This window comes from Longimicrobiaceae bacterium (assembly GCA_035936415.1).
GTDB lineage: Bacteria > Gemmatimonadota > Gemmatimonadetes > Longimicrobiales > Longimicrobiaceae > JAFAYN01.
This window is the reverse complement of record DASYWD010000511.1, coordinates 1-24,165: the sequence shown is the minus strand read 5'-3', so window position 1 is coordinate 24,165 and position 24,165 is coordinate 1. Positions and strand designations below refer to the sequence as shown.

At 68.1% G+C, this 24,165-nt stretch carries 21 protein-coding genes, 1 tRNA gene and 1 pseudogene; 8 read left to right on the top strand and 15 right to left on the bottom strand.

Annotated elements, in window-relative coordinates:
* Window positions 1-871 (top strand): phosphodiester glycosidase family protein (locus VGR37_20585; GenBank protein HEV2149808.1); only part of this gene is annotated, 871 nt, incomplete at its 5' end.
* A gap of 125 nt (window positions 872-996) precedes the next feature.
* Here the strand turns inward: VGR37_20585 and VGR37_20580 are convergent.
* The 3 genes and pseudogenes from VGR37_20580 to VGR37_20570 all read right to left on the bottom strand — a co-directional run bounded on the left by VGR37_20580 (window position 997) and on the right by VGR37_20570 (window position 4,136).
* Entirely contained in the window at window positions 997-1,794 is a 798-nt protein-coding gene (locus VGR37_20580; protein HEV2149807.1) for an SDR family oxidoreductase, read from the bottom strand.
* Between the two features lie 89 nt (window positions 1,795-1,883).
* Window positions 1,884-2,153 (bottom strand): annotated as a pseudogene (locus VGR37_20575) (DDE-type integrase/transposase/recombinase).
* 75 nt (window positions 2,154-2,228) lie between these two features.
* Window positions 2,229-4,136, bottom strand: coding sequence for a tetratricopeptide repeat protein (locus tag VGR37_20570; protein HEV2149806.1), 1,908 nt, complete (start codon window positions 4,134-4,136; stop codon window positions 2,229-2,231).
* Window positions 4,137-4,973: 837 nt separating this feature from the next.
* Between VGR37_20570 and VGR37_20565 the strand changes: the two genes are divergently transcribed.
* The 3 genes from VGR37_20565 (at window position 4,974) to VGR37_20555 (ending at window position 7,058) form a co-directional block, all read left to right on the top strand.
* Window positions 4,974-5,378, top strand: coding sequence for a rhodanese-like domain-containing protein (locus VGR37_20565; GenBank protein ID HEV2149805.1), 405 nt, complete (start codon window positions 4,974-4,976; stop codon window positions 5,376-5,378).
* A 503-nt stretch (window positions 5,379-5,881) separates the two neighbouring features.
* Window positions 5,882-6,181 carry a nucleotidyltransferase family protein gene (locus VGR37_20560; GenBank protein HEV2149804.1) on the top strand — a complete coding sequence of 100 codons (300 nt, stop codon included), beginning with the start codon at window positions 5,882-5,884 and terminating at the stop codon, window positions 6,179-6,181.
* Window positions 6,182-6,659: 478 nt separating this feature from the next.
* Window positions 6,660-7,058, top strand: a complete 399-nt coding sequence (locus tag VGR37_20555) for a hypothetical protein (protein ID HEV2149803.1) — start codon at window positions 6,660-6,662, stop codon at window positions 7,056-7,058.
* Window positions 7,059-7,222: 164 nt separating this feature from the next.
* Here the strand turns inward: VGR37_20555 and VGR37_20550 are convergent, their stop codons facing one another.
* The 8 genes from VGR37_20550 to VGR37_20515 form a co-directional block, all read right to left on the bottom strand.
* The gene (locus VGR37_20550; protein HEV2149802.1) at window positions 7,223-8,671 is read right to left on the bottom strand and encodes a ThiF family adenylyltransferase; all 1,449 of its coding nucleotides are present in this window, start codon (window positions 8,669-8,671) and stop codon (window positions 7,223-7,225) included.
* Window positions 8,664-9,038, bottom strand: a complete 375-nt coding sequence (locus VGR37_20545) for an E2/UBC family protein (protein ID HEV2149801.1) — start codon at window positions 9,036-9,038, stop codon at window positions 8,664-8,666. The genes VGR37_20550 and VGR37_20545 overlap by 8 nt, the downstream gene beginning before the upstream one ends.
* Window positions 9,038-9,313, bottom strand: a complete 276-nt coding sequence (locus VGR37_20540) for a multiubiquitin domain-containing protein (GenBank protein ID HEV2149800.1) — start codon at window positions 9,311-9,313, stop codon at window positions 9,038-9,040. Before VGR37_20540 ends, VGR37_20545 begins: the two co-directional genes overlap by 1 nt.
* Window positions 9,314-9,433: 120 nt before the next feature.
* Window positions 9,434-12,688, bottom strand: coding sequence for a DEAD/DEAH box helicase family protein (locus VGR37_20535; protein HEV2149799.1), 3,255 nt, complete (start codon window positions 12,686-12,688; stop codon window positions 9,434-9,436).
* A 53-nt stretch (window positions 12,689-12,741) separates the two neighbouring features.
* Entirely contained in the window at window positions 12,742-13,557 is an 816-nt protein-coding gene (locus tag VGR37_20530) for a hypothetical protein (protein ID HEV2149798.1), read from the bottom strand.
* A 291-nt stretch (window positions 13,558-13,848) separates the two neighbouring features.
* Window positions 13,849-17,319 (bottom strand): UvrD-helicase domain-containing protein, encoded by a 3,471-nt coding sequence (locus VGR37_20525; GenBank protein ID HEV2149797.1) that lies wholly within the window; start codon window positions 17,317-17,319, stop codon window positions 13,849-13,851.
* On the bottom strand, window positions 17,316-17,969 hold the full coding sequence (locus VGR37_20520; protein HEV2149796.1) for a hypothetical protein: 654 nt from the start codon (window positions 17,967-17,969) through the stop codon (window positions 17,316-17,318). The genes VGR37_20525 and VGR37_20520 overlap by 4 nt, the downstream gene beginning before the upstream one ends.
* A gap of 44 nt (window positions 17,970-18,013) precedes the next feature.
* A complete protein-coding gene (locus tag VGR37_20515; protein ID HEV2149795.1) occupies window positions 18,014-18,835 on the bottom strand; it encodes a hypothetical protein in 822 nt (273 codons plus the stop codon).
* Window positions 18,836-19,230: 395 nt separating this feature from the next.
* Between VGR37_20515 and VGR37_20510 the strand changes: the two genes are divergently transcribed.
* The 3 genes from VGR37_20510 to VGR37_20500 all read left to right on the top strand — a co-directional run bounded on the left by VGR37_20510 (window position 19,231) and on the right by VGR37_20500 (window position 20,987).
* The gene (locus tag VGR37_20510; GenBank protein HEV2149794.1) at window positions 19,231-19,719 is read left to right on the top strand and encodes a JAB domain-containing protein; all 489 of its coding nucleotides are present in this window, start codon (window positions 19,231-19,233) and stop codon (window positions 19,717-19,719) included.
* Between the two features lie 214 nt (window positions 19,720-19,933).
* Window positions 19,934-20,551 (top strand): DUF433 domain-containing protein, encoded by a 618-nt coding sequence (locus VGR37_20505; protein HEV2149793.1) that lies wholly within the window; start codon window positions 19,934-19,936, stop codon window positions 20,549-20,551.
* A 52-nt stretch (window positions 20,552-20,603) separates the two neighbouring features.
* Window positions 20,604-20,987 carry a DUF5615 family PIN-like protein gene (locus tag VGR37_20500; protein HEV2149792.1) on the top strand — a complete coding sequence of 128 codons (384 nt, stop codon included), beginning with the start codon at window positions 20,604-20,606 and terminating at the stop codon, window positions 20,985-20,987.
* A 70-nt stretch (window positions 20,988-21,057) separates the two neighbouring features.
* Here VGR37_20500 and VGR37_20495 read toward each other — a convergent pair.
* Window positions 21,058-21,128 (bottom strand) — tRNA-Gln (locus VGR37_20495).
* Between the two features lie 247 nt (window positions 21,129-21,375).
* Between VGR37_20495 and VGR37_20490 the strand changes: the two genes are divergently transcribed.
* Window positions 21,376-21,801 (top strand): hypothetical protein, encoded by a 426-nt coding sequence (locus VGR37_20490; protein ID HEV2149791.1) that lies wholly within the window; start codon window positions 21,376-21,378, stop codon window positions 21,799-21,801.
* An 82-nt stretch (window positions 21,802-21,883) separates the two neighbouring features.
* Here VGR37_20490 and ispE read toward each other — a convergent pair whose 3' ends face one another.
* The 3 genes from ispE to VGR37_20475 form a co-directional block, all read right to left on the bottom strand.
* Window positions 21,884-22,786 carry a 4-(cytidine 5'-diphospho)-2-C-methyl-D-erythritol kinase gene (gene ispE / locus VGR37_20485; GenBank protein ID HEV2149790.1) on the bottom strand — a complete coding sequence of 301 codons (903 nt, stop codon included), beginning with the start codon at window positions 22,784-22,786 and terminating at the stop codon, window positions 21,884-21,886.
* Window positions 22,783-23,847 (bottom strand): lysylphosphatidylglycerol synthase transmembrane domain-containing protein, encoded by a 1,065-nt coding sequence (locus tag VGR37_20480; protein ID HEV2149789.1) that lies wholly within the window; start codon window positions 23,845-23,847, stop codon window positions 22,783-22,785. Before VGR37_20480 ends, ispE begins: the two co-directional genes overlap by 4 nt.
* 3 nt (window positions 23,848-23,850) lie before the next feature.
* Window positions 23,851-24,165: hypothetical protein (locus tag VGR37_20475; GenBank protein HEV2149788.1), on the bottom strand; the 315-nt coding region annotated here is incomplete at its 5' end.

Sequence of the window (24,165 nt, the reverse complement as noted above, 5' to 3'; positions counted from 1 at the left end):
GCCGCGGTCGGCGCTCGCCGTGGAGGCGGGTGGCCGCTGGCATACATGGTGGAGCACCGGCCGGGCACCCGCCCGCTGGACGGAGGAGGCGGCGGCCCTGTCGCGGAGGGTGGCATGGCGCCCCGCACAGCCGGGGGTGGAGTGGGGCGAGCTGCGGCTCTCCGGAAGGGGCGAGGCGTGGCGTCTGCGAGTGATCCTGGTCCGCCTGGATCCCGCACGGGTGCGCCTCGTGCTCCGCGACAGCACCCGCGCCGCCGGCACCCGGGGCGCCTGGACCGTGGCCGCCGCGCAGCGGGAGGCGGTGCTCGCCCTCAACGGCGGTCAGTTCCGGGGCGCCGATCCCTGGGGGTGGCTGGTGCAGGGCGGGCGCGAGAGGCAGGCGCCCGGAAGCGGGCCGCTCTCGATGGCGCTGGTGGCCGACGCCGCGGGTGGGATCCGGCTGGTGGAGGTGGACAGCATCCCGGCGGTGCGGGAGCGGGGCGGAGTGGTGGAGGCGCTGCAGTCCTACCCCACGCTGCTCGAAGGGGACGGCGAGGTGCCGCTGCCGCTCCGGGGCGAGGGGGACGGAGTGGACCTGGCGCACCGGGACTCCCGTCTCGCCGTCGGAGAGCTGCGCGACGGCCGGATCCTGGTGGCGCTCACCCGCTTCGAGGGGCTGGGAGGCGTGCTCTCCGAGCTGCCGTTCGGCCTCACCATCCCGGAGATGGCCGCGCTGATGGGTGCGCTCGGGTGCCGGAAGGCGGTGTCGCTGGACGGGGGAATCTCGGGGCAGATGTGGCTTCGGCAGGCGGACGGCGGCGAGCACCGCTGGGAGGGGCTGCGCCGCGTCCCCCTGGGCGTGGTGGTCCTTCCCCGCGGCTCGCCGCGCTGAGCGGACGGCTACGCTTCCAGCTCCCCCGGAGCGAGCGAGCAGCGGGGGAGCCGGACGTCCACTCCGCTCCCCCGCCCCGGATCCCCGGCAGGTCAGAACCGGTACCCCACCGCCACGTTGAGAGATCAGCCCCGCGGCGTGGCGGTGGGGCCCGCGAGAATGCCCCCGTCCAGCACGAACTCGGCGCCCGTGGCGTATGCCGACTCGTCGCAGGCCAGGTAGACGACGAGAGCCGCCACCTCCTCCACCGTGCCGAACCGGCCGAGAGGCACGTCCCGCACGAGCTCGCGCATGCGGACCTCCCGCTCCGGACCCTCGCCCAGCATCGGCTCCCACATGGGCGTGAGGATGGCCGCCGGGTGCACCGAGTTGCACCGGATGCGCAGCCCCTGCTCGGCACAATAGAGCGCGACCGTCTTGGTGTGGTTGCGCACGGCCGCCTTGCTGGAGGCGTACGCCGCCGCGGCCGGGATCCCCACCAGTCCGGACCGGGAGGAGATGTTGACGATCGAGCCCTCCCCCGTGGCCCGCATGGCCCGGATCGCGTGCTTACACCCCAGGAACACCCCGTCCAGGTTGGTGCGGTGCACCGCCCGCCAGTCCTCCAGGCTCGCATGCTCCGGGTCGTGCGGGACGGGGCCCGCCTCGAAGCCTGTGATCCCGGCGTTGTTCACCAGCACGTCCAGCCGTCCCCAGCGGTCCAGCACCTCCTCCATGGCCGCAGCCCAGTCCCCCTCCTCGCGCACGTCCAGGCGACGGTACGCTACCCGGTCCGCGGCCATCGGTGCGATCCACGCGGGCTCGACGAGGTCGGTCACCAGCACGCGCGCCCCTTCCCGCTCGAAGGTGCGGGCCACGGCCTCGCCGATCCCCCGGGCCGCCCCCGTCACGAGGGCGACCCTGTCCTTCAAGCGAGTTCCCATTCCACTCTCGGCAAAGGTGCTGGTCCGCGATGCCTACTGCTCGGGGAAGATGAGTGTGACCTCCAGCGCACCCGGCTCGGGCCGCCCGGTCAGGGCGAGCTTCTGCAGGAGCGGCGACGCGGCCGGAACAGGTTCCACGTCCGAGTGAACGCAGCCAGGAAGTGCTGCGCCGAGGTGGAGCCTCGGAACCGGCTCATGCGACTCTCCCGCACACGGGTGGGCTGACGGGCCTGCTCTACTCGATTGTTGCAGCGCATTGCGGAGCGCACCTGCTGGTGATCGACTCCGGCCAGCTCAGGGATGCGGCGAATCGCGGCCGCGTAGCTGCCGAGTCTGTCCGTGTGGATCCGCTCCGGCGCAGCGCATGCATGGCCCAGGTTGACACAGCCATCGGCGGCAGTAGAGAATGTCCCGCGAGCATAGCTTCCGGGGCTTCATTGCGCTACGACCGGGGCCGATGCGGAGTCATTCCGTCCCATCGCCCTTCGGTCGCCCGTAGGGGATAACCCGAGTCGGGTGAGTAGCGCCACGTACCTCGGATCGGAGCGGATCGGCTCCATCCGCGGGTCCATGCGAAGCTCCCCGACGGGAGAGGGACCCCACTCCTCGATGCGCTCCAGCCAAGAGAACGCCGAGTCCCGTTCGCCGAGGACCGCGAAGACGGAGGCGCGGAAGTAGGCGTACTGCGGGTTGGCGGTATCCGCCCTCGCAAACACCTGGAGCGCCTTTGCACGATCTCCGCTCGCCGCATGCGCATAGGCCAGGTCGGCCAGCGGTCGAGGGTGGGAGGGGACGACCCTGAGTGCCAGCTCCAGGAGCCGGATCGACTCCGCGTACTCGCCCAATGCCGTATAGACGCGGCTCGCGTTGGAGAGCAGCCACGGGTTCTGCCGGATCCACGCGGAGTCCGGCTCCGCATGGATCGTCTGCCGGTAGTGCTCGCGCGCTTGGTCCGAGTGTCCCGCGTAGTGGAGCACCATGCCGTAGGTGTTGCTGATCTGGCGTGAGAGCGGGTCCAGCTCGCTGGCGCGGCGCGTAAGGACCACTGCCTCCTCGGGCCGTCCTAGCGGGACCATCAGGAGGCCGTACCACTGGTGGGCCGTCGCGTGGCTCGGGTCCAGCTCGATCGCGCGCTGGAACGCCCGCTCCGCGTCCGTCCACTTCCGCTCCCACACGAGAGCTTGACCGAGGGGTGCATAGGCAGCGGCCAGGTTCGAGTCCAGCTCCAGTGCACGAAGCGCCGCCGCCTTGCCCTTGGGAAACATCACCGCCGGGGGACCCAGACCAAGATAGCCCAGAATCACGTACGCATCCGCCAGACCGGCCCAGGCGAGGGCGAAGGTGGGGTCCCGCTCCACGGCCTGACGAAACAGCACCACCGATTGCTCCAGCCCCTGGCGCGATCGCTCGCTCCAGGCCATCCGGCCCCGGAGGTACAACTCGCGTGCGCGCGGGTCGACTGCCTCGCTGGCTACGGCCTCGCTCGCCTCCTCCGACAGTAGTCGATCCCCCCCGAGCCGCCGTACTCCAGTAACAATGAGGAGAACGGCAATCCCGCTGAGCACCAGGGAGAGTAGCCCGCGAGATCTGCGACTGAGGGTCGGAGACGGTGCAGGAATCTCTCGAGGGGCATCCGAAGTCGTCGTTGACTGATCTCGCACCCCCGAGACAGCCGTACCGGCCGGGGAGACTGCCGCCATAGCTGAATTGTCGGCGCGGGCGGCTTCAGTCTCGTCCGTGCGCTCCGGCTCCTGGGGCCGCTCCGAGCGGAGCCGGGACGCGAGATGGAGCAGTTCGGAATCGGGCTCCACCTCCAGCTCGCGCCGCAGGCGCGAGGCATGAGTTCGCGCGTGCTGAAGCGCTCCGCCCGGATCTCCCGCCGCGATCAAGCTCCGCATACAGCGGAGCGCGACGCGGGAGCTGTAGGGGTCGTGGGCTGCGAGGTGCTGCCACCACAGCGTTGCGTCCTGAACGTTTCCCTGCCTCTCCATCTCTTCCGCGAGGCGCTCCAGCGTCTGTGCGTAGCTGCGGGCGAGCCGATCCCGCTCCGCATCCACCCAGCGCTCGAACTCGGGTGCGTCGGTGAGGAAGAAGCCATCCAGGAACGCTCCCGCGTAGAGGCTCGCCGCCCGCTCCCGGTCGCACCGGCGGAGCGCCTCCTCGTATTCCCACAGGTCGCACGATATGCCCGACCCGCTCAGCCGCAGCTCCTCGGGCGTGGAGATCAAGACGCCCTCTCCGAGCGCCCGCCGCAGGTCGTAGGCGGCGGTCGTGAGCTGGTGCCGCGCACGCTCGCTCTCGCTCTCGGACCACAGCAGGCCGACCAGCTTGGCCCGGCTCATCGACCGCTGCGGTGTCGTGGCGAGGAGCGCGAGCAACGCCAGCCGCTTGCGCTGGGTTGCGCGGCCCGAGAGAGACTCCTCATTCAGGCGGGCGGAGAGGCCACCCAGGAGCTGGAGATACAGCATGGAAAGGTCGCGGGGGAGCGTCCGACGGACGGGGAGACTCTGGGGAGAGAGTTGGGAGACCCCCCCGGATCATCTTAGGCGTGCACGGTTCCTCGGGCAACCCGCCTCGTTCGGCGCCAGGCCCGGCTCCTCTCTCCATCCCGCCCACGGAGGCACGCATGAAGCGACAGTTCGCCGGACTCCTTCACCGGTCCGCAAAGCATGAGAGCCTCGGTTCCCGAGGCCGTCCGGCTGTCGAGGAGAACGCCACCGGCGCGTCTGCCGGACACTCTACTCCCAGGAGGTCGATGATGCTCCGTCTCTCCGCCCGTCCCGCGTTTGCACTCGCTGCCACCCTGTTGCTCACCGGGTGCTCGGACCCGGTGGGTCCGACCTCCTCCCTCCTCCCAACGGCCGCGTCGGCGAATCGAGCCTCCGGAGAGCCGCAGAAGTGCGACGCTGCACCGGCTGCGGGCGTCGGCGCGCTCAACATGGTGAATGGCGTGCACATGTTCGATATCGCCATGATGCGCGCTGCGCCGCAGGGTAACGAGGGGATGTTCCGCGCGGTCGCCAACTCCAGCTGCTAACAGAGGATTCTCCGGGGCGCCCACGCTTCCGCTGGCTCCGAGCGTGGATGTCGACTTCTGCACGAGCGGAAGGCGTGGTGCAGCGGTCGTACAGATTTCCGTCCCGGCCGATCGTTCTCCTACCCTCATTCGTAGAGTGCTCATGGCGAAGACCTTCATGCAGATGGCTTCCGACGCGATGGCGGAAGTGCCATCGCTCAGTCCCGAAGAGGCTCAGCGGCGGCTCCGGGACGACCCAAACGCCGTACTCGTCGACGTGCGCGATCTCTCTCGCATTCGAGAAACCGGGATGGCCGCCAGTGCCGCACCGATCTCGGCCGGAACGTTGCCCCTCCGCGCCGATCAGGAACTGCCTGAAGAATTCCGCGATCCGCGCCTCCAAGACCGCTCCCGTACGGTAGTGACGATTTGCGACGCAGGGCCCATGGCTGCGATCAGCGCGAAGACGCTGAAGGAAATGGGCTTCACGGATGTCGCGTACGTCGAGGGGGGCACGCAGGCGTGGAAAGACGCCGGGCTTCCGACGGAAGAGCCGCGCGACCAGTAGCCATCTCGCTGCGATCGGACGCGAGCACGGCTTCGCGGCACAGAGACGAACCCCCTCCGCCCTTCTCCGTGGTAGGGCCGGGGGGGGTTCGTCGCGTGTAAGGGTGTCACTCTGCGTCAGGGGACGTGATGCAGCCCCGGCCGTGTCTTGGAAGGACGCGTTCCGCCACGTCCAGCATTGCACCGGGGGTGCCGTGGGACCCCCGGTTGTATTTCGTGTCTCGCCCTCGCCCCTGCGGAAACTCGCCCGGGACGTTAGAATGTCCTTCCCCCGTGATCAGCTCACCCGAAGACGTCGAACATCCGCACCGTGCCTCAGCCCGAACCGCCGGGTGGACCTGGTGGAGATCTTCGACCTGGTCCAGGGGCTGGAGGTGGAGCACCGCTTCATGGAGCCGCGCATCCGGGGTACGACGAGGTGCTGATCAACGGCGACAGCGCCATCCCCGGCGTGCACTCGCTGGACCCCGTCTTCAAGCGGCTGATCGAGGAGGAGTAGAACCCATGATCGCGACACCTACGCTTGAGGATCTGCGCGCACGGCGGGAGGAGATCCTGGAGATCGCGGATAGATACGGGGTCTACGACATCCGGATCTTCGGCTCGCTCCTGCACGGCGACGCCACGCCGGAGAGCGACGTGGACCTGCTCATCAAGATGGAGAAGGGGAGATCGCTCTTCGACCTCGGCGGCTTCGTGTACGACCTGACCGAGTTGCTCGGCCGGCGGGTGGACGTGGCGGAGGACACGACGTTGCACTGGCTCATCCGCGACGACGTCCTGGCGGAGGCGGAGCCACTGTGAGCAAGAGAGCGGAGGTCTACCTCGCCGACATGCTCCAGTACGGACGGCGAATTCTCGCGTACACCGCGGGGGAGCGGGGGCGGCTGTTGGAGGACCGGATCCTCCGGGACGCGGTGATCCGGAACTTCGAGATCGTCGGCGAGGCCGCGACCCGGGTTCCAGCGGAGGTCCGCGACCGCCATCCCGAGATCCCCTGGAGCAAGATCATCGGCTTCCGCAACGTGCTGATCCACGGGTACAGGGGGCTGGACCTGCAGATCGTGGGGACGCGATCGAGAACGACCTTCCCCGCCTGCTCGAATCGCTGGAAGCCGTTCTCCGCGAGCGCGGCATCGACCCGGAGCGCGTCCCCGAATGAAGCTGGAGCACTCGCTGGGCCTCAACCGCTGGCTGTACGCGGAGCTTGGCGCGAAGGAGGTCACACGCCTCAAGGGCGACCTGGTGCGGCCGGAGCCCGGCGCGGCGGGCAAGGACCCTTTTGAACCGCGCCGGGACCACGCTCTACCTGCTGCGCAACCCGGCGCACCGCGGTGTGGGTTTCTTCCAGCGCAGCAGCTTCTTCCCCGATTTCATCGTCTGGCTTCACGACGAGGCCACCGGCCACACGCGCATCCTGTTCGTCGAGCCGCACGGGATGCACCACCACGGGCTCGGCTACCCGAACAGGAGCAAGATCGAGGCGCTGAAGAAGCTGGATGAGATGAGCGGGGAGCCCGCATTCCGGGACCGACGCATCGAGATGGGCGGGTACATCCTCACATCCACCCGGCGCGAGGAGATCCCGGGCGCCGAGGAGCTGACGTGGGAGGACCTGGCTGCGGAGTACCGGGTCATTCACCAAGCTGGTGACGAGTACATAGGCAGGATGCTGGGGTAGTGTTCACCCCTTCTCGGTCCGCAGCCATGAAAACAGGAGGCCCCGGTGGCCTCCTGTTTTTCTCCACGACGCGGTAGAGGATTCCTTGTATACTGGCTCCCGCCGGCGCAGTGCCCTACAGGCCCCCCGGTCGCAGGCAACTCCGGGCGGCGCTGCAACGGCCCTCATCCCACCGTCGGCGGAGCCGCTGCACCCTGTCGGCTCCGGGCCTCCGCAGCAGAGTGATCGTGCCCGTAAAGCGCGAAGTGCCGGTCTCCCTGGGCAACCAGCGAGGCCGTGTCGCACTCCGGGGAGCAGGAGGGCACGTCGACGCGGTCGAGCACGCCGGGCATGGTTCTGAACCGCTGGACGCCGGCCTCGATCCCGCGGGTGCCCGTGGCCAGCGCGACGAGGTGCAGCACCTCCAGAGAGGCCAGGTTGGCGCTGAAGGGGAAGACGTTTTCGTTGCGCTTGAAGCGGTGGTCGGCGGGCAGCCCCGCCAGGTAGGATGGGTCGTCCAGTTTCCCCTCCCGCTCCGTGGCCGCGTCGCCGCGGTTGTACGCCCCCAGGCACTCCAGGCACGTTCGCCCCGGCCCGACCGTCTGCACCTGCCAGTCGGCCCCGGTGAACCTGCCGCGCCTGAAGCGCACCTGGATTCCCCCGTCGATCACCGGGATCAGGTGCGCGTAAGCCACGTGATTCAGGACCTGGCGCGGCCACGGCCGGTCCACGCAAGAGAAGATCACGTCGCAGTCCAGGGCAGTCCGGTAGCCTTCCTCCTCCGTGACGGCTGCGGCCACGCGGCGGACGCTCACCCGCGCGGCGGTTGCCGCACGCCGGATCTGTCGGGCTGCCACGTCCACCTTGAGACGCCCGAGGTCGCGCCGGGTCGCCCCGAGCAGCCGGTCCAGATTGTGGCGCTGGACCTCGTCGAAGTCGATGAGCACGAACCGCTCGATCCCCATCCGGGCGAGCGCCTCGGCGACGATGCTCCCCACGCTCCCGAGCCCGACGATCCCCACCCGGAGCCGGGCCAGCGTGGCGTGCGCTTCCTCGCCCCAGACCGTCACCGTGCGTCTGAATTCCTCCCGCCAGCGCGGAGGGCGGACGAGGTGGTCGGCGAAGCTCACCCGCAGCAACTCCCCGGAGACACGCACCGAGCGGCACCAGCGACGCTCGTACTCCTTCCGCCCGGTGTGCTCCCACATGCGGGCGCTCCAGGCCCCGTCGCTCCCCACCGTCATCCCGAGCAGGGGCAGGTCGGTCAGGGCCAGGGCGGCCCCGGCCATCCGGAGCTCCGCCCGGATATCGTCCGGGCTCATCCCTTGCCAGCCCGGTCCGGGGTGACTGTGGAGGAAGGCGATCCCACACCCTTCGGCCACGGCTTCGCTCGCGACGCGCTCGAAGTACTCGGGATTGAAGCTGGCGTTGCCATGGCGCTGGCGCTCCCCCTCGCGGGGGAAGAGCGGGGTCTGCACCAGGGCGGTGAGCCGCGAGGATCCCTCTGAGGGCGTCCAGAGGGCGAAGAGGAGGTCCTCCTCCCGGTCCTCGCGGATCAGGTGTGCGGCCATCGCCGCGTCCAAGTCGCCGGCGAGGGCGACACTCAGGTCCTGCGGAAGCGTTTTCTCAGGCATGGGCGAAGATCCTGTTGATCTGCGACAGGAGGCGGCGGGTGGACCGCTCGCCGGCCCCCCACCCGAAGTTGTGGCTCCAGTAGCGCCACTCCGGGCCCAGTCCGCTCTGGATGATGTTGCGGACGCCGGGAACGGAGCCGTACTCCAGGAGCTGCGGTGTGGCGCGGACGTGGATGGACGAGCCGACGTTCCGGGGATAGTCCGGGGGCGCCAGCAGCCCCAGGTCGATCACCCGGTCCGCGAACCGGCCCACCGGGACCACGAAGCCGCGGATGACCGCGTAGACGTTGCCGTCCGCGCCGGTCACCCGCTCCACCTCGTAGCCTATCTCCCCCAGGTCCCGCAGGAGACGCTCGGGCCCGTACATCAGGACACGGTCGTCGGGGTGTTGTGATAGACGACGAAGTGCATCCCGTTGCGCAGGGGCACCACCTCGTCGAGGCTGCTGTACTTCTGCTGCTCGTTGCCGTGCCGGAGCACCAAGCTGGTCTCCGACGGCTCCTCGCCCGCGAGCGCCAGGAGCTCACGGACCGTCATCTCGGAGCGCGTCACCTTGTACGGCTCCTTGTCGATGTGGATGACGATCTCATCGTTCCCGCGCCCGGGGTGCTCCGGCTTCCCTTCCGCTGCCTTGCTGGTCATCTTCGGTCTCCAAAAAGGTGAGGGTGTGGGGCCGGTCGGCCTCACACCCTCTATAAACGGAATCCGCTGGTCCGATGTGCGCCTCGTCTACAAAGCGCCCCGATTTTGCCAATCGTCTGGTTACTCAGATCCCCAGATCCGCAGCCCTTCGCAGTTGTGATTGATGATGAAGCGGTCCGCCGCCGCCAGCACGGTGGCGACGTTGTCCTTCATTTTCAGACGAGAGATCCCGGGCTGAACGAGGACCATCTCGTACCTCAGTCCCGCATTCCGGCTTTCATTGAGCACTTCCTTCAGCAGACTGCGGTCTCCCTTGAGGAAGCACGACCCTTCCACCTCTCGCTCACGGCGGTTCACCTGAGACAGTATCCTCGCGGCGCCGCGGAGCCAGATCACGGACTTCACAACTTGGCTCGCCACCTCGTAGGCATCGGCGACTCTTGAGCCTGGGATCTCCCCGTGCGATGCCTTGCAATGATAGAACCGGATTACCACCCCTGCAGGCGAGCGCGTGAAGGTCACGAAATCCGCCATCTCACCCGTGCCATGGTCATAAAACACGACCTCCTCGTCTTGGGCCGGCAGGTAGGCGGCAAGGTAATCGTGGATCGAGTGACCATCCCGTTTATCGCCCTCCTCGTAGAACTCCTTCCGGATGTTCACTCCGAGCACGGTCCATTGGATCGCCTCCACCCGCGAGGGATCGAAGGGCGCAAGCACCGGAGGTGTCCGAAAGAGCTGCCCACCGTCGATCACCGAAAAATCCGCAAGGAATACCCGAGGTGGATGCTCCTGGAAGTAATCGGGGAGAGTCAGGTCGTCCCGGCCGACGATCACCACGTACTCCTCCGGAGGATTCTCCACGAGAGCGAATCGGGCACCGTCCGAAGTCAGCGAGTATTCGAGCGCGAGGTTCACGCCCCGGCCGGCGAGCGTGAGGCGAATGCACCCATTCCGCGTGGCGTCGACATCGATGCCGAGATCCACGTCGAGGATCGGCACCTCCGCCCCCGTGTCTAAATGCTTGAGGCGGCGGGGACGCATGTACACGTCGCGAGGCCAATCCACCGCAATGATTCCCTCGTCGGGGAAGGCATGGATTTCTTCACCCGTATCGAGATAGTCGAGCCCCGAGTCGGTGACCACGTCCCGGTGATTCTGGATTCGCCAGGCGAGCACTCGGGCCCACCCGACCAGCTGGGGGATCAGTGTGTGCCGGCTGCTCCATACCTTCGAGGCGGAGCTGTACCCGATGTTCTCGCGACGTCCCTTCGAATCCACGCCGGCCCCGACGACGTGTCCGCGGTGGTACATGACCCCGTCTGTACGGCTGATCGCGTTTTGCATGGCCGAGCCGGCGCCTATACGGTAGGACTCGGCATTGGCATGCAGGGCGCGCCTTCGCATCCCGATGTTGTAGAATTCGAGGTCCGTGAGCGTGGCGAGCACCCGGTTCACCTTGGTGAGCGGCAGAATCCGGTGTACCCTGCCCGTGAAGCTCGCCGCGACATGTTCGTACAGGCTCGCTGTTGACCGAGAGCAATGAATGAACAGGAGATTGCTCTCTGAGTGGTGATAGACCACGAACAGGTCATGCTCCACCGTCGAAAAGGCCTCGAGGCTGGTCCAGCGTGGACTGGTCTCCGCGCGAGTAATGAAAACCGTCGCACTCAATTCCTCGCTTGTCTGGCGGTGCACGACTTCGAACGGAGGCGGCAGGTCCAGATCCGCTTCCATGTCGATGTCCTCCGCCGGCCGATTCACCTGGAAGATCTTCAGATGATTGAACGGCCGGAGCGCGTGCAGCGAGACGTCGCGGTAATCGAGCTCGGGCCTGGCTGATTGGGTGAAGGTTGCGATCTGCTCGCGCATCTCGACTTCCTCCGTGATCCGCCCCTCGCTCAGGTTGGTGACGATCTGCTGCCAGGTCGCTGATTCTTCGAACAGCTTCTCCCGCTCGATTTCTATCTCTGAGGGGACGGCGACGAACTTTGCCTCGCCGATCTTCTCCTCCGCCTCCGTTCGGGCAAAGCGGCCGATGAACTGCAATGTGACCGCGAGCGAACGATGCGGTACGTGGATCGCAGCGATCTTCAGGGTGGGCAGGTCGAACCCCTCCCCGAGCATGTCGACGCAGATCACCCCATCCAATTCCGACTTCCGTAGCTGCTCGATCGTGCGCTTGACCACCTTGGGAGAAAGGCCGCTGTGGACGATCCGAAGGTTCAAGCCAGTGTTGCTGGCATAAACCTCCCTCAAGGTGTCGGCGCGCTGCCGGGAATCGGTGCGTACCATGACCAGGTGGATCAACCCGGCCGCTTGATCCTGGCTGAATACTTGTTCAGCGGCTTTCGCTATGACGATGTCGCTGCTTTCCCCGGCTGGCTCGACCGGGACGTAACGGATCGCTCCGAACACCCCATCCCGGTAAGCCTCGCTCAATGGATACGTGTAGACGAAATCGCCGTGCATTGCCTGCCTGTCCCGGCGGAACGGGGTAGCAGTGAAATGCACCTGTTTCGCACCGGGAAACGCAGACAGGAGCCTGTCCCAAGTCGGAGCGCGGTTGTGGTGAGCCTCGTCGACGAGGATTAGGTCGAAGAGGTCTGCCGGGGGGACCGCCACTCCCTGCGCGCCGGGGCTCACGCTGTTCGGTGTGCCTACCACTACATCGTAGGCCTGCAGCATCTCCCAGGCTTCCGGGTTCCGCAGTTTCCCAAAAACCTCTGTAACCGCAGGATCTGGGCACTCTTCGTCCAGCGCGCCGATCCTGCGCAGCGTGCTCAGCGATGCGAAGCTCTCCGCAATCTGATTTCGCACCAGCACGCTGGGGGTAACCACCAGTACACGGCGTGCACGAAGCCCGAAGGCGGCCATCATCAATACAGCCGTCTTCCCGGAACCGGTAGGCATTACGACGACGGCCGGTTCTTCGCGGAGAGTGAAGTGCGAGTTGATCGCGTGGATCGCCCCCAGTTGTGCTCTCCGCAGCCCGAGGCGACCGTCCTCTGCGACGGGATAGCGGAGGCGCAGGTAGTGCTCCTTGAAGTAGGATCTCCTGCCAAAGCCAACCTCATCACTGATCTCAAGACGGGGAGTAGCTCCACTTGACTCCTGGCGTGCGATGTCGGCGAGTTCCTCATGTCCTCCGTCTCGCAGCCAGGCGAGAGTTCCGCGCACGGCGGCTGCCCCAACACCGTCCGGGAGCGGATCATCCTCCGAGACGAGGGCGTCGAAGAAAGCATAGAGTTCGTCGGCGTACCCCGGGTGCGCAGCCGCAAGGGCTTCGACCAGTTGAGCATCACCCTGTTCCTCCCACGCGCGCTCCAACTGCGCGAGGAGCACTTCGAGCGCGGCTGTATCGGGTGACGGCATCTGCGTACTCCTATTTCTGTTTGGTGCTACTCCTGGGGACATCATCCGCTCGCTCATGGCCGCCAGTCCTTCTCGTTCCACTCGTTCCAACCGTCCCGAAGCACGTCCCGAGCCTTCCGCTTCAACCGATTCACCTGATCGAGGGTGAGCCCGAGGCGTTCGGTGAGCGGCTTCAGGCCTAAACCGTAGGGGTCCCTGCCTGAAATCGGCACGGGCGGTCCGTTGAAGAATTGCGCCAGCCCGACCTCTCGAACCAGCGGGTCCTCCACCCGTTCCATACACGCTTGCAGGAATCCCATCATCTCCTCTTCACGATCCGGAGCCACGCTCCCCTGGAAGGAAAACCCCAGCGCGCGCTCGACCGGGTTGATCGAATCCTCGCTCTCAAGGCTGACGTGGGGGGGCTCCACGCGCTCGCCACGACGGCCGTCACGCTCTCGCTTGGCATCAATCAGCCGCTGGTAGCAGAACGCCTTCCACGCCGTATGGGCGTTAGCACCCTGGGTACGGACTAGGGCGCGGGCGATCTTCCCCAGCGCAGCTTGGTAGAGATCGAGCGCCTCCTGCCAGTTTGTGCTATGCTTCGCCGCGGTGCGGAGTAACCACCCCATGTACTCCGGCTTTCCCACTCCGCTCGGGGGGTCCCCCAGCTCACCGCCGAACAGGCGCTCAATCGCTGCCTCAGCAGCCTCGTTTCGACCCTGGGCCAAAAGCTCGCGGTATGCGCGTGCGAGCACTGGCGCGGGAAGATCATCCCGGCGGGCGGTGCGTACATGGTGAACCAGGGCCGGAGTATCGAGCCGCATCAGCGCTTGGAACAGCGCGTCGTCATATCTGTCGCTCGGCGGGTCGGGCGTGGAGCGTGCCATTGGGCTCCGTGGCAACAGGTGAAGGTTCCATAAACTCTATAACGGACAAAATCGAGCCGATGTGCGCCGGAAGGGTGATGGGGCGGTCCCCGATGGCACGGCGGAGCCAGATCCGCACCGGCCGAGCCATCACTCGCGGGCGTCGAGTCAGCCGGCTCACACCTCAGCAACAGGTCGATGCCGGGCCCCTGTCATAAGACTGCATCACCCGAAAACGAGAGAGGGTGTGGGGCTCGCCGCGAGCCCCACACCCTCACTGAACGGATCACCAACGGGCGATGTGTACGAGGGTTACACCGCCTTCTCCCCCGCGCCAATCCAGTGCGGACAGTGCACAAGGTGTCCGCACCGGCCGCATTGGAACGGGTTGATGTTCATCTCTACCTCGCCGGCGATCCCCCGCCGTACCCGCTCCTCCGCCGCAGTCCGGGCCTTCGGGACACTTGCCTTCTGAATACTCCAGCGCGCCTCGTAGATGCACCCATCGGCGTCGGAGTACACGGAGAGGTCGAGGTCGCCGTCGCCCCCCCCGTGCAGGAGAGAGAAGGTGACCTTGAGCTGCTGGTCGAGATCGGTCCAGTTGATCCCACCATTCTTCACGTCGCCTTCGAGGGAGTCGGTCTCCAGCGCGATCACCCGCCGCCGTCCCCCGGGGCTCCGGAAGTAGCCGAGGACGTCGGTCCGCACCGTCCGCTTCCCGCCTTCCACTGTGACTTCCACCGTGGAGGGGAGGTCCACAGCACCCGGCACGGGTGTGTAGACGGCGGCGAGCCGCGCCACGCGGTTCTCCGCGTACCGCCGGTACAGTGGCAGCATCGGGTGGGGATGCTCGCGCCCTGCCAGGTCCGACCAGTACAGGTCCAGCACCCGCGTGGCGTCCAGCCGCGTGAGGGGCCGTCCCGTCTCGTTCGCCTCGCGGACGATCTGCTGCATCGCGCGCCGCGTCACCCCCACGTACGCGGGCCACAACGGCTCGGCGACCACGGGGAACTCCGCTTTCAGGCTCTCCTGCAGATAGATCCGGACCGCGCAGCCCGCGCCCGAGACGACGTAGGTGGACACGAGTTCCGGAAAGCTGCCGCCCCAGATCCCGACAGCACGGAAGGTCGCCTTCCCACCACGCTCCGCCGACCAGTCGAGCCGGGGAGCGGTGGACTGCTCCGCCCAGCGGTCCAGCAGGAGTGGGCGTTCCCGCTGGTGGTGCGCCAGGGTGGTGCCGCTCGCGCTGCTCGCGTGCGAGACGACCAGCGCGCGCTCCGCCCGGGTGACGCCGACGAACAGCAGCGCGTCCGCCTGGCGCGCATCGTCATCGGCGTCCTTCCGCATGCGCGGAGGGAGCCACGAGTCGTCCCGCTCCATCCCCGAGAGCGTCTGCCCGGCCACCAAGACGTAGGGGAACTCCAGGCCCTTCGAGGCGTGGCAGGTCATCACCCGCACGGCGTCCCCCCTCTTCGGAGGCGGCACCAGCGCGGGTGTCGCCCGGGAGAGCATGGTCCGGAGCCGGGTCCCGAAGCCGATGCGTGAGATCCGGGGCTGTACCCGGGGGTGGGCGTACCGGTGCGCTGCGGCAGCCGCGAGCACGGTGACGATCTCTTGGATCGCGAGCGCCGCCTCCGGCTCCTCGGCCCGCGCCACCAAGTCGCGGAGATAGCGCTCGTGCCCGAAAAGGAACGCGCACAGCACCTCCCGCCCGTCCTGCGTGAAAGTGAGCGGCTGGAACTCCGTCTGGAGCCGTGCGATCTCCTCCACCACGCCGCCCGCACCTGGTGCCGGCCGGGCCTCGATCCCGCCCTCAGGACCTATGCCGTCCACCATCTGCCGGATAGCGGCATCCAGCACCGCAGCGGGCACCTTCTTCCCGAACAGCGCATAGGCGAGCCGCGGCACCGCGGCTCGGGGAGCGTCCGGAAGTGAGATCACCGCCGCCAGGTCGCCTGCAGCGCCCTCCGCGGTGACCACGCCGCTCGTGACAGCGCGCACCCCAAGCCGGTTCAGCCCGATGGAGATCTGGCGCACGTCGATGTTGCGGCGGGCGAGTACCGCGATGTCGGACCGTGGCACGCCGGCGTCCACCCAGCTCTTCACCTGGGTCGCGATGTTCTGGCGCTCCGCCTCGTCGGAGTTCGCGAGCGCGATGGCTACGGCGGGTCCGGCCACCGGGTCGAGGTCCTGGTCGGCGCGCCAGCGGGCGGGCGGCTCCCCCTCGAAGTCGGGAGCCTCAAGGAGGGCGGCGAGGTGGTTGGCGGCCGCCACCACCGCGGGACCCGAACGGAAGTTGATGTCCAGCTCGTGGGTGAAGGCACCCTCGAAGTCCACACCGAACAGGTCGACGTTGTCCGGATGCGCGCCGCGGAACCGGTAGATCGCCTGCTGCTTGTCGCCGACCACCCAGGGAGGGTTGCCATCCCCGCAGATCTGCAGCAGCAGCTTGGCGACCGCACGGCTCACGTCCTGGTATTCGTCGACCATCACGAAGCGGTGCTTGGCGGCAACCTTCGCCCGCAGCTCCGCGTTGCCGCTAAGGATCTGCCAGGGGAGGAGGATGAGGTCCCCGAAGTCGACACCGTTCTTCCGCCGTTTCGCCTCCTCGTACGCCCGGTAGACGGACAGCAGACCCCGCACCTGCGGGCGCGTGTCCGCGTCCCCCTCCGCGGGCGCCCACGCGTCCAGCTCCCGCTCCAGATCCTCCGGCGTCCACAGCCGGTCCTTGAGGAAGGAGACATACTCGGCGGCTGAGGCGGCGGTGCTCTCCGGGTCCTTCAGGTCCAGGATGGCATCCACATCGGCGGTGGCGAGCACCTCCGCCACCAGTTCCGCCTGCGCCGGCTCGTCCAGGAGGATGAGCTCGCGGTCGGGGTCGAGACCGGCATCCGTCCTGAAGTGGTGCAGGAAGACGTAGCCCCAGGTGTGGAAGGTACAGATCTCGATCGCGTCCGCCGTCTTCTCGTCGAAGCGCTTCCCGATGCGGGCGCGGAGCTCCTCGGCCGCCTCGTTGCTGAAGGTGAGCACCAGGATCTGCTCGGGCCGGATGTCGTCGGGCACCCCTTCCGGGCGCTCCTCCGCGGGAGCGAGCAGATGCTGCACGCGGAGCACCAGCGTCTTAGTCTTCCCCGTCCCTGGCCCCGCCTTGACGAGGACCGGCCGGCCGAAGTCGCGGGCCGCATTCCGTTGCGCGGGGGTGGGAGGCCGCTCCGGGCGGGAGGCCCCCTCCCCGTCTCGATCCGCTCCCAGGTGGAAGAGCGCTTCAGCGAGCTGCGCCTGGACGAGGCGGAGCGGAATCCCCCGGCGAACGGCGATCTCCGTGGGCGGCGTGCCTCCCATCCACGCGGCCAGCACCTGATCCGCGGGGCAGAGGAACTCCACCGCGAACGCGTTGGCCTGGGCTTCCTCCTTCGCCTTCTCGCTGTACCGGGCCACGCCCGGCGCGCCCCCGCCCATGTAGGCGGAGCCGACTAGCGGGTCCGGCGGGACGCTCCAGTCGGACAGACGGTCGTGGAGCTCGAGATGGCCGAGTTCGTGCGCGATGACCAGGATCCTCTCCTCGGGCTCGGCATCCAGCGCCCGGTCGTACCGGAGCATGGGATCGCCGAGCTTCACCTCCGCGCGACTTTGCTGCATGGTTGCGGATGCGAGCGGCGTCAGGTACTTCCCGTGCCTCTGCCGGATGTGTTCCTTCATCCGATCCAGCAATCCTTCCGGTGCCCCACCGATCTCCTCGCGGAGCAGCCGGGCCCGGGCGCGGACGTACTCCAGGCTCCTCATCGTCCCTCCTCTCCGTCGTGCTCGCCGAGTCGAAGCCACAGCGCGCGCCGCTCGCCCTTCAGGTCCGCGATGTTCAGGAGATCCTCGTAGCTCTTCGGCCCGGCTCCGTATCCCCCACCGCGCGAGGCGGCGCGCGCGAACTCCGACGACTCCTCGAACTTGGCAGTGACGCGTCGGCGGTCGATCCCGAGCCCTCGCTCCACCCGCCCCGCGAGTGCGCGGCGAGCCGACGGCGCGACCAGCCGGGGGTACTGTGCAAAGACGGCGAGAAGCTCGATCGGCGTGTCCTCCAGCGCCTCGGCGATCTCGGCCGGTCCCTTCCCCGACTCCACGACCAGGAATCCCACAAGGTCCTGCGGGGGGCTCCCGGCCCCTTTATTCGGTCTCTCGGGAGGCTCTTCGGCAGCCACAGGGCCGCGATGCTCCTCGGCAAGCCACGCGAGCGTGCTCGTCACCGCCGCAGCGCCTGCACCTGCTGGCAGCTCGGCATCCTCCTCCGTGATTGCATCCATGAATGCGAACAGCTCCTCGGCGTGCTCCGGGTGCTTGACCGCCAGGCGTTCGATGAGTGAGGCGTCGCCCCGCTCCTCCCAGGCGGTCTCGATCTCCGCCAACAGGCGGGACAGGGTCGGCTTGTCAGTGGACGGCATGGTGTTCTCCTTTCGTGGGTGCCCGTTCGGCCCGTACATCGACGTCAGGGCTGTGGGTTCTGTTCCGTCCACTCCTCCCAGGCTCGCCGGAGTACCACCTTCGCCTTCTTCTTGCGCTGGTAGACCTGGAAGCGCGTGAGCCTGTACCTCAATGTCAGCGGTGGCCGATCGGGACGCTCGGGATCCGGCTCGTCCACCGGCGAGGGGTCGCCGAAAAACTGGTCCAGGCCGATGTCACGGACGACCGGATCGGCGGCCAGTTCCAGTCGCTGGCGGAGGAACGCCGTCAGCGCTTCCTCCCGGTCGGGTGCGACCGAGCCCTGCCACGGGTGGCTCTCGGCCACGTCTGCCAAGCTGCGCAGCTCGCCGGTCTCGTCGCTCTGCACCTCCAGCCCTACCACGTGCGCATCCCTGCGGGTCCGCTCGCGCAGGGCATCGTAGAGCCGGTCGAAGCAGAACGCCCTCCAGGCGGTGTGCGCCTGGGCGCCCTGGGATCCACGGAGTGCGCGTACGATCTGCAAGCAGGTGCTCTGGTAGAGGTCCTCCGCAGCGCGCCACACGGACTTCAGCGACACGCGCTTCTCGCAGTGCACGAGCAGCCAGCGCATGTACTCCGGATCTCCGACCCCGCTCGGCGGGTCCTCATTGCGGGAGCCGAAGAGGCGGGCGGCGACAGCCTCCGCCTCCTCGTTTCGGCCGGCAAGCCAGAGATCACGGTACGAACGAGCCAAGACCTCAGCAGGAAGTTGGGTCTTCGGCGTGGTACGTACATGCTGGACGAGTTCGCACCGCTCCAGCGCCATCAGCGCAGTGAAAAGCGCTTCGTGTCGCTGCAAGCGGTCTGGCTCGGGCTGGTGTGTGGCCATAGGCTCCGGTTCCGGGTTGGGAAGGGGCGGTACCAGCTATGAACGGATAGCGCCTCGCCGATGTGCGAGTAGGAGAGTGCGTGAGATGAACAACGCAGAGATCGCACGGGAGGGGGACTATAGCTAACAGTATCCGGCAAACTGGTCAAGCAATTGCGGCGATTACGCCCACCGAGTTGGCTCAGAAGGCATGGCAAGCACGGCTTGAAGGCAGCCAAACGCGCCGAAGGATCACACTTGGAGCGCAACTCGATCTGTCCAGGTCACCCCTCCCTCATCACCTGATTCAGAATGACCCGATACCGAACATTGGAAGAAGATGATAATAGAGCATCATCCTCGATAACCGGCTCGCGTCTCCGCCAAGAGACCGGCCAATACCCCTGAATCAGCCCTTGTACCGCGTCCCCGCCTACAAACTCCAGCTCGTTCGAGACAGAACCGTACCCATCCGCACCCGGCTCTGCAGAAGCCCCAGAGAAGCCGCGGACCTGTTCCGAGCCTATGTCGGCGACTCCGACCGGGAGCACATGGTGGCGATCTTCCTGGACACCCAGAACCGCTTTATCGGTGTGCACACCGTCGCGACCGGCACCGTCGACTACTGCATCGTGGGCCCGCGGGAGGCCTTCAAGGCGGCCCTCCTCTACAACGCCACCAGCCTGGTGCTCGCCCACAACCATCCTCCCGGAGAGCACAACCCGAGTGACGATGACATCCAGCTCACGCGACAGCTCCAGGAGGCGGCCGAGCTTCTGGACATCGTGGTGATGGACCGCATCGTCATCGGTGAGTCGGGCTACGCGTCCTTCATTGAGCTCGGTCTCCTCGACCCGCCGGCCGATCCGCCCAGCCCGCGTAAGAAACGCAAACGCGAGACGTAGATCCATCCGGCTGCACTGCCTGCACTGCCCGCTCTACCAGTACCACCAGCACTGCCTGCATCGCCTGCATCGACGCGCTTGACGGCGGTCGCGCTCCTGCGCGTGGATACTTGGGAGCCTCTTCGCCTTCTGTCGAGCATCGGGTGAATCACCTGACGCTGGATTGACTCTCGACCAGCGCCGCAGTAATTTGTCCTCATAACGAGGAGGCATTATGTCGAACAATCAGCGCAGAAGCAGCTCTCCCGGCCTCTCCCCGCGGGAGGCCGCCTTCGCGACAGGTCTGTCGGAGAAGACGATCAACCAGGCCATCGACCGGGAAGAGGTGCAACTCCTCCCGAAGCGGCGCCAGGACGAGCGGGAGCGCATGCTGGGGCTCCCGGACCTCGTCTACCTCCGGCTTCGGAACGACGTCGGACGCCTGCTCTCTCCGGAGGGCAAGCGGAAGCTGCGCCAGCAGCTCGGCCACTGTGTCCGCGAAAGGCAGAGGCCGGAGGTGGTCACCATCGGTGCCGTGGAGGTCCGGATCGGGCCGGAGGTCGAGGCCATCGAGCAGAATCTGGAGCGGATCGAGCAGGCACGCTCCTTCGTGACCAGTGACCCGGAGGTGCGCGCCGGCGAGCCCGTCGTCCGCGGCACCCGCATCCCGGTGCACATGCTGGGCGACCTCGCGGAGCAGGGGGCGAGCCGCGAGGAGCTCCTGGAGGACTACCCGGCGCTGACGCCCGAGACGCTCGACGCGGCGCTGCTCTACGCGCGGATGTACCCGCGCCGGGGCCGTCCACGCCGCGCACCCTGGAAGAACGGGGTCGTGGTCAGGAAGGCGTCGTGAGCCGTCCACTCCAGGCCTGCCACACGGCGGTCCGTCCGGGCGAGAGGGATTCGTGATCCAGTTCCTGATCGACGAGAACCTCTCGCCCCGCCTCGTGGAGACCGCCAACGCCCTCGGCTACAACGCGTACCACGTGGTCCACCGCGGGTGGTCGTCCCTGAAGGACCCGGAGGTGCTGCGGCGCGTGCTCGCCGAGGACCTGACGATCGTGACCAACAACTGGAGCGACTTCCGGCCGATGCTCCAGCGGGAGGAGGTGCATCCCGGGATGGTAGTGATCCTCCCGAACGTGCGGCGGGAGCGCCAGGTAGAGCTGTTCACCGCCGCACTGCTGACCATCCGCGAGCATGATCCGCCACTCGACATGGTGAACACCGTGCTGGAGGTGGACGCGGAGGGCACGGTGGTTATGTACCGGATCCCGAAGGACTCGTGAAGGCCTCGGCATCTGGCCGAAGCGCATGAAGAAAGGCCGGAAGCCCTTCCGAAGAAGAGCTTCCGGCCCATTGCCCCCGGAGGATTCGAACCTCCACTAACGGTTCCAAAGACCGCTGTGCTGCCATTACACCAGGGGGCAGCCGCCGGCCCGGAAAGGCCGGAACAGACTGGAAAATTTAGCCGTTTCCGCCAGCAGGGTCAACCGGAACCGGGAACCCGTCCAGACGTCGTACCCCACCTCCTGCCCAACGCGCCGGCAGTCGGCCGGAAAGCCGTCTGCGCCTCACGAACCTGGCACCGTCGCGAACGCAGGCCCATGTTGAAGCGGGCGCCAGCTTTCCTGGTGCGAGCGCCCCCTCCAGGGGACGGATTCAGCGGGAGCGCGAATGCAAATCCTGTTCATGCGGCAGGACTGCGGCGGCTGTGGCGGGGACGTCCCCATCTGGTCGGACGTCTGCGGGCGGTGCGGCTTCGTCCTTCACTCGCCCCGGCGTCTCCGCGCCGCCGGCGTGCTGTACGTCGTGCTCGGACTGATTCTCGCGGTCCCCATGGCGTACCTGATCGCCGTGATGGCCGGCATCATCGCTCGCTCGGACGACCCACTCTCCCGGACGCGCTTCACCGGCAGCACGTGGGACGCGGTGTTCGCGTTCGGCATCCTCGGCTTGGTGTTGGCAGTCGGAGTTCTCGGCATCGTGATGGGCGTGTGGCAGATCCGCCACGGCAGGCGCAACCTGAAGCTGGTCAGGATCGCGATGGTCTGCTACCTGGCCTTCTGGGTCGGCGCGACGCTCATCGTTTACCTGGGCTGAGCCGGCCGAATGCTCCGGGGGGGAGGAATGCAGCGCGCGCCATCCCCGGGCGAGGCGGCGCACTCGTGACGTCAGGTGCTCATCACTCTCCGTCGCAGCCGGACTGACCCACCACCGGCAGCTCCGAAGCCAGCGTCTCCGCCGTCCAGGTCGCCAGCCCGAGCGCCCCCACCCGCCCCTCCGCCTCCCCCCGCTCGTCCGCCGAGGGGAAGACCCCGAAGAGCGAGGCGCCGCTCCCCGCGAGGAGGCAGACCAGCGCCCCGGCATCCTGCATGGCCCGCTTCGCCGCCGCGAGCACCGGCACCTGCTCGAACGCCGCCGGCTCGAAGTCGTTCTCGGCGAGGGCGCACACCCCCGCCCACCCCCCCAGCAGCTCCGTCCCGAAGGCGAACGCCTCCGGGGCCGTCCGCCCCGCCCGCCGCTCCGCCACGCGCCGGAACGCCTCGCCCGTGGGCATCGGCACGCCGGGGTGGGCCACGAGCACCGGGCGCGGGGGGAGCGCCGGGAGCGCCAGCAGCCGCTCTCCCCTTCCCCACCCCAGCGCCAGCGTGGAGCCGCAGAGGAAGAACGGCACGTCGCTCCCCAGCTCCGCCGCCATCTGCAGCAGCTCCGCGCGCCCGAAGGGCTCCCCGTGCAGCGCGTTCAGGGCGCGCAGCATCGCAGCGGCGTCCGAGCTCCCCCCGCCCAGCCCGGCCGCCGAGGGGATCCGCTTGGTGAGCGCCACCTGCAGCGCGGGCTCCCGCCCCAGCTCCCGGCCGAAGCGCTCCGCCGCACGGACGACCAGGTTGCGCTCCGGCGGCCCCGTGTCCACCCCGCCGGCCACCCGCAGCCGCACCCCGGGCCCGCCAGGCCGCACCTCGACCGTGTCCGCCAGCGAGACGGCGCAGAACAGCGACTCCAGCGAATGGTAGCCGGACTCCTCCCGCGCCAGCACCCGGAGCCGCAGGTTCACCTTGGCCGGGGCCTCCACGCGCACGACGCTCATGGCCCGCGCGGCGTCGGGAGCGTGGTGACCTCGTCGCGCTCCACGATGTCCTCCACCGTCTCCTCGCTAGCCTCCACCTCCTTCCAGCTCAGGTTGAGACGCCACACGTACCAGAGCCCGATCAGGGTGACGGGGATGAACCCGCCGATGTGGAAGCCGATGGCGAAGGAGACCGCCTGCCCCGGCGGGACGCCCCAGAGCCCCAGCCCCAGCTTGGACGCCGCCTCGAACGGGCCGAAGAACCCCGGAGACGAGGGGACGGCCACCGCCAGGCTCACCAGCGACTGGAGGAACACCGCCCCCGCGAAGGGGACGTCGATCCCGAAGGCCAGGAAGGCCAGGTAGAAGGAGAGCGCGAGGAAGGTCCACTGCGCCGCCGCCCAGGCCACCGAGATGGCCAGGAGCTTCGGGTCGCGGAGGACGCCCAGGCCGCCCAGGAAGGAGTGGAGCGCGTCCACCAGCGGCCGGCGCAGGCTGGACGGAAGCAGCCTCTCCGCGACGCTGTCTACGACCTCCACCGAGCGCTCCGGCGCCAGCGCCAGGACGAAGAGCAGGGCGCCCAGGACCCCGGTCAGCACGGCTACGACGCGCGCGGCCGACCGCGGATCGACCCCGCCCACCTCCACCATCGCCGGGAAGGAGGCCGCCGACATGGAGGCGAAGAGGAGCGCCACGATCACCAGCCCGTCCAGCACCCGCTCCATGACGAGCGACGCGAGCACGGCGCCGACGGGCACCCCGGCCAGGCGGCCCAGGCTGTACGCCCGCGCGAACTCCCCCACCCGGGCCGGGAGGAGGTTGTTGGCGGCGAAGCCGATGGAGACCGCGGCGTAGCGCGGACGGAAGGGGATCCCCTCCGCCACCGGGCGCAGGAGCGCCCTCCAGCGGAGCGCGCGGATGGCGAGCCCGGAAGTGGCGACGGCGACGGCCAGGAGGAAGAGCACCGGGTCCGCGTTGCGGACGTGGTGCACTACCTCCGCAAAAGAAACATCGCGGAGAGCCCACCAGAGGAGGAGGAGGCTCACCGCGATCCCGAGGACCGCCTTGAAGTTGAACTTCATGGATCAGGAGGTTGTCGGCTCTTCCACACCGAGGCGGACGAGGTCGAAGAGCTCGGCGATCCGGTCGCGCAGCTCGGGCGACGCCCCCGCCGCCAGCCCCTCCACGGTGGGGCGCAGCGCCAGCGCCTCGCGGAGCGCGGCCGGGCCGCGGAGGAGGAGCGACTCGATGGGGATCACTCCTTCGTCGGTCTGCACGGCGCTCTCCGGGGGTGCGGGAAGGGGCGAGGGAGCGGCGTCCGTCGGAGCGGTGGGCTCCGCCTGCGGCGCGGCGCCGGGGAGGGCGGAGCGGAGCCGGGCGAGCGCGGCCCGCGCCTCCGC